Origin of the sequence: Caballeronia ptereochthonis (assembly GCF_001545075.1) — a bacterium.
In the GTDB taxonomy this organism is placed as follows: domain Bacteria; phylum Pseudomonadota; class Gammaproteobacteria; order Burkholderiales; family Burkholderiaceae; genus Caballeronia; species Caballeronia ptereochthonis.
In genome coordinates this window covers 1-13,591 of the sequence record NZ_FCOB02000048.1, presented here as the reverse complement: position 1 = coordinate 13,591, position 13,591 = coordinate 1, and the positions used below count along the sequence as shown (strand labels likewise).

The 13,591-nt window shown below is 63.5% G+C and carries 14 protein-coding genes; 9 read left to right on the top strand and 5 right to left on the bottom strand.

What is annotated here, in order from left to right; genetic code table 11:
- Nucleotides 1-286 precede the first annotated feature (286 nt).
- The 5 genes from AWB83_RS32815 to AWB83_RS36305 form a co-directional block, all read right to left on the bottom strand.
- Nucleotides 287-1,048, bottom strand: coding sequence for a hypothetical protein (locus AWB83_RS32815; RefSeq protein WP_087049790.1), 762 nt, complete (start codon nucleotides 1,046-1,048; stop codon nucleotides 287-289).
- Nucleotides 1,045-1,956 carry a substrate-binding domain-containing protein gene (locus AWB83_RS32810; protein WP_087049789.1) on the bottom strand — a complete coding sequence of 304 codons (912 nt, stop codon included), beginning with the start codon at nucleotides 1,954-1,956 and terminating at the stop codon, nucleotides 1,045-1,047. Before AWB83_RS32810 ends, AWB83_RS32815 begins: the two co-directional genes overlap by 4 nt.
- A gap of 63 nt (nucleotides 1,957-2,019) precedes the next feature.
- Nucleotides 2,020-2,439: a c-type cytochrome gene (locus AWB83_RS32805; protein WP_087049788.1), complete on the bottom strand. Its 420-nt coding sequence runs from the start codon at nucleotides 2,437-2,439 to the stop codon at nucleotides 2,020-2,022.
- A gap of 94 nt (nucleotides 2,440-2,533) precedes the next feature.
- A complete protein-coding gene (locus AWB83_RS32800) occupies nucleotides 2,534-4,342 on the bottom strand; it encodes a methanol/ethanol family PQQ-dependent dehydrogenase (protein ID WP_087049787.1) in 1,809 nt (602 codons plus the stop codon).
- A 69-nt stretch (nucleotides 4,343-4,411) separates the two neighbouring features.
- Complete coding sequence (locus AWB83_RS36305) at nucleotides 4,412-4,759, bottom strand: hypothetical protein (protein WP_143750143.1); 348 nt, start codon at nucleotides 4,757-4,759, stop codon at nucleotides 4,412-4,414.
- Between AWB83_RS36305 and AWB83_RS32795 the strand changes: the two genes are divergently transcribed.
- The 9 genes from AWB83_RS32795 to AWB83_RS32750 all read left to right on the top strand — a co-directional run bounded on the left by AWB83_RS32795 (nucleotide 4,751) and on the right by AWB83_RS32750 (nucleotide 13,289).
- Entirely contained in the window at nucleotides 4,751-5,131 is a 381-nt protein-coding gene (locus AWB83_RS32795; RefSeq protein WP_087049810.1) for a 4a-hydroxytetrahydrobiopterin dehydratase, read from the top strand. The genes AWB83_RS36305 and AWB83_RS32795 overlap by 9 nt on opposite strands.
- Nucleotides 5,132-6,114: 983 nt before the next feature.
- Nucleotides 6,115-7,158 carry a beta-ribofuranosylaminobenzene 5'-phosphate synthase family protein gene (locus AWB83_RS32785; RefSeq protein ID WP_087049785.1) on the top strand — a complete coding sequence of 348 codons (1,044 nt, stop codon included), beginning with the start codon at nucleotides 6,115-6,117 and terminating at the stop codon, nucleotides 7,156-7,158.
- Between the two features lie 62 nt (nucleotides 7,159-7,220).
- A complete protein-coding gene (locus AWB83_RS32780; protein WP_087049809.1) occupies nucleotides 7,221-8,150 on the top strand; it encodes an NAD(P)-dependent methylenetetrahydromethanopterin dehydrogenase in 930 nt (309 codons plus the stop codon).
- Nucleotides 8,147-9,322: an ATP-grasp domain-containing protein gene (locus tag AWB83_RS32775; protein WP_087049784.1), complete on the top strand. Its 1,176-nt coding sequence runs from the start codon at nucleotides 8,147-8,149 to the stop codon at nucleotides 9,320-9,322. The genes AWB83_RS32780 and AWB83_RS32775 overlap by 4 nt, the downstream gene beginning before the upstream one ends.
- Entirely contained in the window at nucleotides 9,319-10,329 is a 1,011-nt protein-coding gene (gene mch, locus AWB83_RS32770; RefSeq protein ID WP_087049783.1) for a methenyltetrahydromethanopterin cyclohydrolase, read from the top strand. Before AWB83_RS32775 ends, mch begins: the two co-directional genes overlap by 4 nt.
- Nucleotides 10,326-11,255, top strand: coding sequence for an ATP-grasp domain-containing protein (locus tag AWB83_RS32765; RefSeq protein ID WP_096059409.1), 930 nt, complete (start codon nucleotides 10,326-10,328; stop codon nucleotides 11,253-11,255). Before mch ends, AWB83_RS32765 begins: the two co-directional genes overlap by 4 nt.
- On the top strand, nucleotides 11,242-12,123 hold the full coding sequence (locus AWB83_RS32760; RefSeq protein ID WP_087049781.1) for a triphosphoribosyl-dephospho-CoA synthase: 882 nt from the start codon (nucleotides 11,242-11,244) through the stop codon (nucleotides 12,121-12,123). The genes AWB83_RS32765 and AWB83_RS32760 overlap by 14 nt, the downstream gene beginning before the upstream one ends.
- Nucleotides 12,124-12,294: 171 nt before the next feature.
- A complete protein-coding gene (gene fae / locus AWB83_RS32755; RefSeq protein WP_087049780.1) occupies nucleotides 12,295-12,804 on the top strand; it encodes a formaldehyde-activating enzyme in 510 nt (169 codons plus the stop codon).
- A gap of 77 nt (nucleotides 12,805-12,881) precedes the next feature.
- Entirely contained in the window at nucleotides 12,882-13,289 is a 408-nt protein-coding gene (locus tag AWB83_RS32750; RefSeq protein WP_087049779.1) for a hypothetical protein, read from the top strand.
- The last annotated feature ends 302 nt before the right edge of the window (nucleotides 13,290-13,591 follow it).

Here is a 13,591-nt window from a genome sequence, read left to right as displayed (position 1 = left end):
AACGCTTTGGGGCTGAACCAGCGCCTTTAAACTTCTAGCTTGGCAGACCGTGCGCGAGCCAAGCCGCGTGAGTCCTTTGAGGGCACTCTTTAGAGGCTGGGCCACTCTGAACGATGACGACGAGTCTGCCTGGGCCCAAAGCTGCTTTCTTTGGTTACTTTCTTTGCAGCAGCAAAGAAAGTGACTGCCGCCCCGCACAGGGGCAACGCTAATAGACCACTAAGAATTCAGGATTCCACGAAAGAACAAGCAAGCAAGAGAACGAACCAACAAAGCAAAAAAACCCTCACCGACTAGCCCGAGGCGCATTAGAAGGCTTAACCGGCGCCCCCCCCGGTGTGCTCATATTCCTGAGCGCCCCTTGATAAGCAAGGGTCTCCTTCACCAACGGATGAGCAAAATCATTCCCATCCCCCGGAACCTCGGTACGAATCATGAGCAACCGTCCCGGCACGTCATCCGAAATGACAAACGTATACCGCTTGCCAAGGTACTTGGTGAATCGTTCCGCATTGGGATCATTCAAATAAGGCTGGATGACGATCTGCTGAGCCTTCACATGCTTGCTGAGCCCGAGCGACTCGCTCGAAACCGGCGTAATGGCAGGCCCGGCCGCAAGCGCCATCCTCACGCGCTGCTGAAAATAGCGCCGCTGGCCGCCCGTCAGCTGCTCCATCTCCGCAATGTCATGCTCCAGAAAATAGATGATCACCGGGTTACAGGGCAGCCCGCCCGGCACGTTGACGTCGCCCGTGCGATCCGTCACGCGCGCATCGTTCTTGCTGTTGCCAGGACTGACGACGAGCACGCGCACCGTATCGTTGACCTTCGACGGAGGCCCGGAATAATCCACCGCGTAGTCGAGTTCGGTCTGCGGCTCGACGCCGTTCAAATGCGGCTGCATGAACAACAGACGCTCGGCCGGCGCGATCTGGACGCCCGGCGCGGAAGCCGCCGGGGCGTCAGCGGCAAGTGCGCCCATCGATGCCATCAGCGCAGCGCACGCGACGGACCACGCGCAAAGAAACCCTCGGTTCATTCGCTTCATTGCGCGGCCACCGGCTGCAACGGCAGCAAGGGAACCTGATAGCTCGACAGGATCTGATCGATCTTCGGCTGATTCGACGCGATCCAGTTATCGACCTTGTCGCGCCACGCCTTCTCGCCGTAGCGCACACCCATCGAAATCTCATAGTCGAAGCGAATCGGCTGCCCCGCCGGGAATGGCACGAGCCGTACCTTGTTGTTGGAGCGATTCACGAAATAGCCCGCGATCGGCCCCCATACGAACGCTGCATCGACGTTGCCTTGCGCCAGATCATGCTCGATCATCTCGCCCGGAAAGGCTTCGGGATCGCCGCTCTGCCCCTGATATGACACCGCCTGGTTGATCAGATTGTGACTGAGAAGCCAGTCCACCGCCGGGCTCTTCACGAAGATGCCGAGCTTCATCTTCTTCAACTGGTCGGCCGGCAGGTTCATCAGATCCGTCGGCGTCTTGATGCTCGCGTACTCGGGCTTGTTCGGAAACACCATCGCATAGGTGGAGTGCAGATACGGACGCGTCGTCGCGGTGAGCTCGTAGCCCTTCGGCACGCCGATGATCAGATCGCACTTGAAGCGCTCGGTCTGCGGCACCTTCTCGCGCAGCGTGTTGCGCACGAAGCCCATGCGTTGCGGCCAGTACGTGTACTCGAGCTTGTAGCCGAAATCGCTCGCCATCTGGCTCGCGATCTTGTTCTCGTAACCCTCACCCTTCTGGTTCGAGAGCGGCATGTTGTTGGGGTCGGCGCACACGCGCAGCACGCCGTCCGCGCCGTCGTTGTTCGGCAGGTTGGGCGGCGGACCGCCCGCACCCTGCGCGAATGCCTGTTGCGCCGAGAACGTCGCGAATGCCGCGCATAGTGCGGCTACGAATCGGAACGAAGCGGCGCGGCTTGCATTACGATCAGACATCGACACCTCCGGGTATGAGAGCAATCATCAGACGTCAGCCGCCCCATCGGGCGGGCAACGTCCTTATTTTGCATCGATCGCCTGCAAGTCGCCCGGGTTGATCTTGCCGTCGGAGCGCCCCTTCAGATACGTATAGAGGTTTTCCCAGTTCTTCTGCATCATCTGGCTGGCGCTGAAGTCGGGCATGCCCTTGTCCACGCGCCCGCCGAACACGGTGCGATGGAATTCGTTCTTGTCCAGCGTCTTGAAAGCATCGACCAGCGACGGGCCGACCAGACCTTCCTGCTTCGCCCCGTGACAACGTTCGCACGCAAGTGCGCGCCAGGTACGCCACCCTTGCAGCGTATCGTTGTCGACCTTGTTGCCATCGACGACCTTGTACGCGACCGGCTTCATCTGTCCCGGGCTCGGCGCCGTCTGGGCAAACGAAGCGGACGACGCAGCGAGCGTCATCGACAGCAGCAAGAGTGATCGGCCTTTCATACGTCTGACTCCTTGAACATGTCTTGTGTGTGAAGGTGTTTCCGCGCGGCGGCCGTTGCAGCCGCCGCGCATTGCTGCGATCAACCTGAACGCATCAGCCCGGGATTGCGAACACGAACAGCGTGCCGCCAAGCGCCGTGTACTTCGCCAGTTCGCGGTAACCGCCGACCGCGCCCAGGCCTTCCGTCGACTTCTCGAGGCCCGCCGCCATGCCGATGCCGGCCCAGCCGCCGATGCCCGAATACACGCCGACGTACTGCTTGCCCTGATACTGGTAAGTGAACACGTTGCCGATGATCCCGGACGGCGTCTTGAACTTCCACAGCTCCTTGCCGTCCTTGATGCGCACTGCCTTGATATAGCCTTCGAGCGTGCCGTAGAACACGATGCCGCCGGCTGTGGCGAGCGCGCCGGACCATACCGAGAACTTCTCCGGCTTGGACCATACGATCTTGCCCTTCGAGGCATCCCACGCGATGAAGTTACCCATCGCGCCGTTCTCGTTCGGGCCCGGATACATCGAGAGCGTCGCACCGACGAACGGCTGACCCGACACGTAGTCGACCTGGAATGGCTCGTAGTCCATGCAGACATGATTCGTCGGCACGAGGAACAGGCTCGAGTTCGGGTCGAATGCGGCCGGCTGCTGGTCCTTCGAGCCGAGCGCCGCGGGGCAGATGTTCTTCACGTTGTGATCGGGCCCGGCCTTCTGCGTCGAGTAGCTCGCGTTGCGAATCGGCAGGCCGCTCTTCAGATCCACGCTGTCGGCCCAGTTCACCGCCGGGTCGTACTTCTGTGCGACGAGCAGCTCGCCCGTCTGACGGTTGAGCGTATAGCCGAAGCCGTTGCGGTCGAAGTGAACGATCGCGGGCACCTTCTTGCCGCCGATGTTCAGGTCGGAGAGGATCATCTCGTTGACGCCGTCATAGTCCCACTCGTCGTGAGGCGTCATCTGATAGACCCATTTCGCCTTGCCCGTATTCAGATCGCGGGCGAAGATCGTCATCGACCACTTGTTGTCGCCGGGACGCTGCGTCGGATTCCACGTGCCCGGGTTGCCCGAGCCGTAGTACACAAGGTTCAGCTTCGGATCCCATGCGTACCATCCCCACGTCGTGCCGCCGCCGTACTTCCATTGATCGCCCTGCCAGCTCTTGAGCGACGAGTCCGCGCCGACCGGCACCATCTTGCCGTCGGACCAGGTCATCGTTGCCTGCGGGTCGATCAGCATTTCGTCGTCGGGGCCGACGCTATAGGCCTTCCAGACTTCCTTGCCGTCCTTGATGTTGTATGCGACGAGACGTCCGCGCACGCCGAACTCACCGCCGGAGATGCCGGTCAGCACCTTGTCGCCGAAAACGTGCGGCGCGTTGGTGTTGGTTTCGCCCTTCTTCGGATCGCCGTTCTGCGCGGTCCAGACGACGTCGCCGGTTTTTGCGTCGAGCGCGACGAGCTTGGTATCGGCTTGCTGGAGGAAGATCTTGCCGTCGCCATATGCGAGACCACGGTTGACCGTATCGCAGCACATCACCGAGATGACTTGCTGATCCTGCTTCGGCTGGTATTGCCAGATGAAGGTCTGGTCTTTCAGGTTGATGGCGATGACCTTGTTGGGGAACGGCGAGTGGATATACATCGTGTCGCCGATGACGAGCGGCGAGCCTTCATGACCGCGCAGCACGCCTGTGGACATGGTCCAGGCAACCTGTAACTTGCCGACGTTGTTTTCGTTGATTTGCTTGAGCGTGCTATAGCGGTGATTCGAGTAATCGCCCGCTTGCGCCGCCCAGTTCGAGGGATTCTTGATCAGGCTGTCGAGCTGCGAATCTGCCTGCGCCACATATGAATTGAGGCCAGCCGCCGCGACCACCGCCAGTCCAAGAACCAGGGTGCGTAAGTTCATGTCTCCTCCAGAATGGTGATGCCTCCGACCCAGGGATGACCACGCTACCAGGTTGCATCGTGCGCGCCTTCAAATGCAGGTAACGAGCTGCGCTTCGTCCGGTGCATAGCCGGACTCTTGCGTAGAGAGGCCAATTGCATATTCCATGCCGGTCTTGCGTGCTTGCGTTAAATCGGGAAATTGGTGGGGATTGCTGTCGTGCTCCAACGGATACGCGTCGGGTGGCGACACATACTGTGTCAAATACGCGAAAAATCGAGCGTGATGGAACACTGAAGCGGACCGCGTGACATGACGCGATGCAGCAAGGTTTTTTTCAGGATTGGGTTTTGGGGTTTTAATGGTGAGGTGGAAGCAAGCGGCGCATACTTGGTTCGTTTGTCGATTCTTTTTTCTGGAGGCTTCGTCATGGCTCAAGCCGAAAAGATCTATTCCGACGAGGAAGTGCAGCAACGTCTCGCGGGTTTGCTCAAGCACTGGTATCTGGAGGATGGGTGGCTCAGGCGCAAGTTCAAAACCGAAGGCTGGAAGGGCACGCTCATGGTTGTCAATACGGTTGGGCATCTTGCCGAGGCGGCCTGGCATCATCCTGATTTGACGGTTTCTTATGCTTTTGTGGTCGTTAAGCTCAAGACGCATTCCGCTAAAGGCATCACGGATAAAGACTTTGCTCTGGCTTCCAAGATCGAAGAGGTCGTTCAGTGGCAACCTGGGAAGGAAGGTGGGCCGCTTGAGGGGACGCCGTCCGGCGATCAGCGGTTTCGCTATATTAAATATGACGATGCCTGAGGGTTGTTGCTGCTGTTGTTTGCTTCGGCCTTCGTGGAATCCTGAATTCTTAGTGGTCTATTGGTGTTGCCCCTGTGCGGGGCGGCTTTTGCTTCGGCCTTCGTGGAATCCTGGATTCTTAGTGGTCTATCGGTGTTGCCCCTGTGCGGGGCGGCATTTGCTTCGGCCTTCGTGGAATCCTGAATTCTTAGTGGTCTATTAGCGTTGCCCCTGTGCGGGGCGGCATTTGCTTCGGCCTTCGTGGAATCCTGAATTCTTAGTGGTCTATTAGTGTTGCCCCTGTGCGGGGCGGCAGTCACTTTCTTTGCTGCTGCAAAGAAAGTAACCAAAGAAAGCAGCTTTAGCCCAGAGTGCTTGAGGCGGACGCGTCGTCATGGTTCGGCGTGGCCCAGCCCCTAAAGAGTGCCCTCATAGGCCTAACCGGGCTTGGCTCGCGGACCCACTGTGTCATCGCACCGTTTAGCTGGCTGGTGCAGCACCAGCTAGCTCCGGCCCGCTACGCGGCCGTCCGGTCAATCGGGTCTGCGCGTGCTTCTTGGCTTACGCCTCCATCTCTCCGCATATGCCTCCCGCTGGTTTCCCTTGCAGACCCTGCGGCAGCGCGCAGCGCTGTGCCGGAGCGCTTTGGTGCTGAACCAGCCACCTTGGATGACTGGCTAGTCAGACCGTGCGCGGTCCACGCCCGATTAGTCCTTTGAGGGCGACACTTAGGGGCTGGGCCACTCCGAACCATGACGACGCGTCCGCCTCCAGCACTCTGGGCTAAAGCTGCTTTCTTTGGTTACTTTCTTTGCAGCAGCAAAGAAAGTGACTGCCGCCCCGCACAGGGGCAACACTAATAGACCACCAAGAATTCAGGATTCCACAAACACCGAAGCGAACGCACCCACACGACCATAACAAACCCAAACAACCTCCTGGTACAGGATTTGCCTAACCCAAAAGCCCCCCAAAAAAAATCCGCCTAAAGGAAGCAACCCCCGATGCCGCCCTCCCCCGCACGCATATCGCCGCCCCCGGCGATCACAGTCGAATCGCCTGCGCGCCTGCATCTCGGCTTCATCGATCCGAACGGCTCGTTGGGCCGCGCCTTCGGCAGCGTGGGACTCGCCATCGACGCGCACGGCACGCGCATCACCGCCCGGCAAGCGCCGGCAGCAAGACGCCATCCGATCATCGAAGGCACGACGACCGACGCCCAACGCGAACGCATCGAGCAACACCTGAAGCAGCTTCAAGCCGCGCTAGGCAAAGGCCCCGTCATCGACATCGAAGTGCAGGAAACACCACGCGCCCACACAGGCCTGGGCTCCGGCACCCAGCTCGCCCTCGCGCTCGGCACCGCATTCGCCCGCGTCCGAGGCCAGGAAGCAACCACCGCCGAGATCGCCCGCATCCTCTCGCGCGGCGCGCGCTCCGGCATCGGCATACACGGATTCGATCACGGCGGCCTGATCGTCGACGGCGGCCGCGACGCACGCAACACGTCCAGGACAACCCTGCCGCCGCTCATCGCGCGCCAGCCGTTTCCCGACGCATGGCGCATCCTCCTCATCGACGACACCTCGCGCGAAGGACTGCACGGCGACGAAGAAAAGCGCAGCCTCGCATCGCTCGCGCCCTTTCCCGCAACACTCGCCGCGCATCTGAGCCACCTCGTGCTGATGCGCATCCTGCCCGCCGTCGCGGAAAGCGACTTCGATACCTTCGCCGACGCCATCTGCGACCTGCAGCAAACCATCGGCGAATATTTCGCGCCCGCGCAAGGCGGCGTGTTCGCGAGCCCGGGCGTCGCGCGCGCGCTCGAAGCCGTCGCGGCCGAGCAGAAGGCAGGCATCGGACAGACATCGTGGGGGCCCGTCGGCTTCGCATTCGTCGCGAGCGCGCAAGATGCCGAGCGCGCCCTCGCCGCCGCGCAGCGCGCCTCGCAAGGCGCACCGCTCGCGTTCACGGTCGCTGCGGGACGCAATCGCGGCGCGACGTGGCGCGCAGCCGATCGGCGTCACCGCGGCGCGGACGCGGCTTGAGCGCGAGCATCATCGCATCGACAGATCCAATCGACATCAACACGACAAACGAGTCCATCGCCATGCCCGAAGCCACCGAAAGACCCTACGTCCTGCACATGTTCACCAGCACGCCGCAGATGAGCCCGTTCGACGTTAACATGGCCGCCGATGCGGGCTATCAAATCCTCGTGCCCTACTGCAACGTCGACGAAGACAGTGTCGTGCAGCTCACGCAGGACGCGATCTTCTCGCGCGGGCCGAAGGGCGTGTCGCGCACCGGCATCTTCATCGGCGGGCGCGACGTGATGCTCGCCGCCGACATGCTGGAACGCGCCCGCAACGCGATGGTCCCGCCCTTCGAAGTCTCCGTCTTCACCGATCCGAGCGGCGCGTACACGACAGCGGCCGCGCTCGTCGCACTCGCGGAAAAGCATCTGAAAGCCGCGCATGCCGTCGATCTCGGCGGCAAGCGGGTGCTCATACTCGGCGGCACGGGCGCGGTCGGCCGCGTCGCCGCGGCGATGGCCGCATCGCTCGGCGCGGTCGTCGCCGTCGCGAGTCACTCGAGCCAGTCGCGCGCGACGCAGGTGAGCGACGAGATCAACCGGCGCTTCGATATCGCGACATCGGGCGTCGCGACCGGCACGCCTGATCAGTTGCACCGCGAACTGGCGCGCGCCGAAGTGGTGTTCGCGACAGCCGTCGCGGGCGTACAGGTGATGACGTCCGCCGATCTCGCTCACGCGAAGAACCTGCTGATCGCCGCCGACGTGAACGCCGTGCCGCCCGAAGGCATCGCGGGCGTCAACGTGATGGACGACGGCAAGCCGCTCGCGGGCGCGGCGCGTCCGGACGCGGTGGGCATCGGCGCCCTCGCGATCGGCAATGTGAAGTATCAGACCGAGCATCGGCTCTTCCTGCGCATGCGCACGGGCGGCAAGCCCGTCTATCTCGGCTTTCCCGAAGCATTCGACGAAGCCCGCGCAATCGTCGCTGGACAGAGTTCATGAATTCGAGCGATGCGTCCCGCGCGCCGCGCGTCGCCGTCGCGGGGTTGTCCGCGCGGCTGCTCGCGCAATCGGCCGCGCGCGCGGGGCTGGACGTCGTCGCGCTCGATATCTTCGGCGACCGCGATACGCGAGAGCATGCGGGCATGTGGTTCGATATCGGCGGCAATGGGCTTTCGATCGATCGCGCGCGCCTCTACGACGCGCTCGAACACGCCGCGCGCCTGCCGCGCATGCTGGGCCTCATCGTGACGAGCGGGCTCGAGCCGCTCGCCGGCGAACTGAGCCGCGCGCCGCGCGTGCCGCGCTTCATCGGCAACGGCGCGCAAGCGGCGGCCGTGCGCGATCCGAAGCGCTTTTTCGCGCTGCTCGACGAGGCGGGCATCGCGCATCCGGAAGTGCGTTTCGCGCCGCCTGCCGCCCGACAAGACTGGCTCGTCAAGCGTTCGGATGGCTGCGGCGGCACGCATATCGAATGGGCCGAGGATGTCGAGTGCGCGCCGCCGGACGCCTATTTTCAGCGGCTTGCGCAAGGGCGCTCGATGTCCGCGCTCTTCGTCGCCGCGCGTCGCGAGGCGGCGGTGATCGGCTTCGCCGAGCAATTGACGGTCGCAGCCGGCCGGCTTCCTTTCGTGCATGCGGGGTCGCTCGGACCGGTGCAATTGCCGCCGGAGACGGCCTCGCGCATCGTCGACGCCATCGACACGATCATCTGGCAGACGGATCTGACGGGCCTGAACAGCATCGACTTTCTGCTCGATGGCGACACGTTCAGCGTGCTCGAGATCAACACGCGCCCCTCCTCGACGATGGCGCTCTACGAGCTCGCATGGCCGAATACCTGGCCACGCGGCCTGATCGGCGCGCATCTCGACGCGTGCCTGCATGGCGAACTGCCGCGCACGCTGCGGACGTTCGCGAACGCACCGCCTCTTTTCGCCGGGCAGCGCGTCGTGTTCGCGCCCGGGCGCTTCGCCGTTTCGCGCGCCTTCAGCGACGCATGCTTCGACGACCCCGCCTGCCACGACGTGCCGCTCACGGGCGCGAGCATCGAAGCGGGCTTTCCGGTCTGCACGATGACGGCCGTCGCCCCCGCATTCTCCGACTTGCGCGACGAGCTGGACCGCGAGCACGCGCGCCTTCTGCAACGCATCGCAACCCTGTCCATGCCATGAGTTCATCTTCAACGACGCCCGCCGCGGTGAGCGTCAACGCATCTTGCGAGCGGCTCGTCGCGCGTCTCATCGACGATGCCGCGCGCCTTCACGTCGACGTCGCGCGCACGGACGGCGGCACCGTCATCGTCGATGCGGGCGTGAACGCCAAGGGCAGCGCCGCGGCGGGAATCCTGATCGCGCGCATCTGCATGGGCGGGCTCGGGCACGTCGCGCGGCGTAGCGCCTTCGACGCCGCGCCGCTCTGGCCGAGCTACATCGAGGTGCATACGAGCAATCCCGTGATCGCCTGCCTCGCGAGCCAGTACGCGGGCTGGAGCCTTTCCGCGACCAAGGAGCAGACGGGCGGCAAGAAGTTCTTCTCGCTCGGCTCGGGCCCGGCGCGCGCGCTCGCATGCAAGGAGCCGCTCTTCGACGAGCTCGGCTATCGCGACCGTCATGATCGCGGCGCCCTCGTGATGGAAGTGGACCGCCTGCCGCCGCAGGTCGTCATCGACAAGGTGCTGAACGATTGCAACCTGAAGCCGGAGAATCTAGTGATCGCCGTGACGCCGACACACTCTGTCGCGGGCACGGTGCAGGTCGTCGCGCGCGTCGTGGAAGTTGCGCTGCACAAGACGCACGTGCTCGGCGTCGATCTGGACGAGATCGTGGAAGGCAGCGGCAGCGCGCCGCTTCCGCCGCCCGCGCCGGACGGCATCCAGGCGATGGGCCGCACCAACGACGCGATCCTCTACGGCGGCCGCGTGCATCTGACCGTGAAGAGCGACGCGGCCGCGAAGCGCCTCGCCGCCGAATTGCCGTCGTCGAATGCGCGCGACTACGGGCGTCCGTTCGCCGACATCTTCACGTCGTTCAACTACGACTTCTACCAGATCGACCCGGCGCTCTTCGCGCCCGCCGAGGTATGGGTGTCGAGTCTGGAAAGCGGCGCAACGCATCACGGCGGCAAGGTCGACAAGGCGCTGCTCGACGCGCAATGGCTGGCGGCGGGAGACGGGTCATGAGCTTGCGCGTCGCGATCATGACGGACGAAACCGGCTGGCACACCGGACGCCTGAAAAAAGCCTTCCGCGCACGCGGCGTGAAGGCGCGTTGCGTCGATCTCTCGCATTGCCGCATCGACACGACCTGGCCGCCCTACGGTCTCGCGATTCCCGGCTTCGGCCACGCGCTGCCCGACGCCGTGTTCGTGCGCGGCATCGCGGGCGGCACCTTCGAGCAAGTCACCTTGCGGCTCGGGATTCTGCATGCGCTGCGCGAATGCGGCGTGCCCGTCTACAACGATGCGCGCGCGATCGAACGCAGCGTCGACAAGTCGATGACGAGCTTTCTGCTCAACCGCTACGGCGTGCCGACGCCCGCGACGTGGGCGGGTGAATCGGCCGCGTTCGCTCAGCGCGTCCTGATGCGCGAGACGGCGGCGCGGCGGCAGGTCGTGATGAAGCCGCTGTTCGGCTCGCAGGGAAAGGGTTTAAGGAAACCTGGCGTGACCTTGCCGTCGCTCAAGCCCTTCAGTCAGGTTGCCTATCTTCAGCGTTATGTCGATGCGGGCAAGCCTGGCTTCGACTGGCGCGTGCTCGTGATCGGCGGACAGGCGGTCGCGGCGATGAAGCGCGTCGGCGGCGAGGGCTGGATCCACAACTTCGCGCGCGGCGCGCGCTGCGAGCCGGCGGAACTGACGCCTGCGCTCGCCGAAATCGCCGTGCGCGCGACGCAGGCGCTCGGGCTCGACTACGCGGGCGTGGATCTGATTCCGTCGGAGGGAGAGCGGCCGGTCGTGCTCGAAGTGAATGGCGTCGCCGCGTGGCGCGGCCTGCAATCGGTGACTTCGCCGGATATCGCGGCGCTCCTCGTCGACGATCTGCTCGATCGCAAGCTGCCTGCGTCGAAGGGCCTGCTTGCGCTCGCCAGCGGCGATGGACACCGCTAGAGCGCCGCTTGCCGAACTCGCGCGCACGGCGTTTCTGCGCGCGTGCAGGCTCGACGTCGAGACAAGGAAGCCGGGCAACGTGAGCGTCGCGAGCGCGGGGCACGGCATGACGTCGGCGCAATTCATCGCGAGCGCGGGCACGGCGGCGGCGGGACTCTTCACGGCGCGCGCGCGTGTGGGCGTGCGCATTCTCGACGCGGTGCGCCGCACTTTCGATGCGGTCGGCTGCAACACGAATCTCGGCATCGTGCTGCTCGCCGCGCCGTTGTGCGCGGCGCTCGAACGCTTCGCGCCGGACGAATCGATCGACGCATCGCGCTGGCAGGCGGCGACGGAGCGCGTGCTCGCGGAACTCGACATCGACGACGCGCGCCTCGCCTATCGCGCGATCGCGCTCGCCAACCCGGGCGGACTCGGCGATGCACCCGAGCAATCGGTCCGCGCGCCGCCGACCGTCACCTTGCGCGCGGCGATGGCTCTCGCCGCCGATCGCGACAGCATTGCGCGCCAGTACGCGAACGGCTTCGCGGATGTGTTCGGCGCGGGCCTCGACGCGGCGGGCGCGGTCACGCCGGCGACGGAACATCGCGCGATGCTCGATGCGTTCCTGACCCATCTATCGAACTGGCCCGATTCGCACATAGTGCGCAAGCAGGGCGCGGCGGTGGCGCAAAGTGTCACGCGCGCGGCGGCGATGCATCACGCGAACTGGCGCGCCGCGGGGCGTCCTCTGGAGTCGCCCGGCCTCGATGCATGGGATGCCGGATTGAAGGCGCGCGGCATCAATCCGGGCACGAGCGCGGACCTTGCGGTGGCGACGCTGTTCGTCGCGCTCCTGACGAACGCGGCATTGCCTTCGAATGCATGAAGCGCGCCGCGCGCGGATAAAAAATTGGCACGGAACATGTTAGGAAGTTCGCGGTTGAGCGGTCGCATCGGAATCCGATTGAACCGCGAGCCTTGCGCGGCCCTGAGTCTTGCCGTCGCGAGTCGAGAGCAAGTCGCTAGTCCCTAGAACCAAATCCATTGGAGGAACAGCATGGCCAAGATCAACCGCGTCCTGGTAGGAGAGTCGCTCGTCGGCGATGGGAACGAGGTCGCACACATCGACTTGATCATCGGACCGCGAGGTTCCGCTGCCGAGACCGCGTTCTGCAACGCGCTCACGAACAACAAGGATGGCTTTACGTCGCTGCTCGCCGTGGTCGCGCCGAATCTGATGACCAAGCCGAACACGATTCTCTTCAACAAGGTGACGATCAAGGGTGCGAAGCAGGCCGTGCAGATGTTCGGCCCGGCGCAGCGCGCGGTGGCGATGGCGGTTGCCGACAGCGTGGAAAGCGGCGTCATTCCCGCCGACGAAGCCGACGACCTGTTCATTTGCGTCGGCGTGTTCATCCACTGGGAAGCGGATGACGACAAGAAGATCCACGACTTCAACTATCAGGCGACGAAGGAAGCTCTCGCGCGGGCGGTGGCGGGCGAGCCGTCGTCGAAGGAGGTAGTATCGAAGAAGGGGACGATGTCGCATCCGTTCTCGCCGAGCTGATTCGGCGCCAGGCCGGCGCGTTCTGTATCGTTGCGTGCCGGCTGTTCGAGATCAATGAAAACTACGAGGCTCATCGCATGACCCCACGTTGCTGCGCGTTGACGGTGCTCGCCTGCCTCTCGCTGATTTCGCCGCTTTCGTTCGCCGCGACGGGGGCCGGGGGCGCTGCGCCCGCAAAGAGTCACGATTACCCGACCGAAGGACGCGTGGAATACGTGCTCGGATGCATGGACGACAACGGGCACGATTTCGTCAACGTATACAAATGCTCGTGCGCGATCGACAAGATTTCGCAAGTGCTCACTTATGATGATTTCGTCGAGCAGTCGACGTTTTCAAAGTACGCCACGCTTGGTGGCGAAGGCGGGGCGGAGTTTCGGGTTGATCGGGCAAAGGCTCAGACCAAGAAGTTTCGGGAATTGCAAAGAGCTGCTTATAAGGCTTGTGGGATTGGGCAGGGTTCTGGTTCTGCTGGCGTGAAGTGAGTTTTTTTATTCGCTTCCGCTTTCGTGGAATCCTGAGTTCTTAGTGGTCTATTAGCGTTGCCCCTGTGCGGGGCGGCAGTCACTTTCTTTGCTGCTGCAAAGAAAGTAACCAAAGAAAGCAGCTTTGGGCCCAGGCAGACTCGTCGTCATGATTCGCAGCGGCCCAGCCTCTAAGTGTCGCCCTCGAAGGTCTAACGCGCCGTGGTTCGCGCACGATCTGCCGAGCTAGAAGTTTAAAGGCGCTGGTTCAGCCCCAAAGCGTTCCGGCACAGCGCTACGCGCTGCCGCAGGGTTTGCAAGGG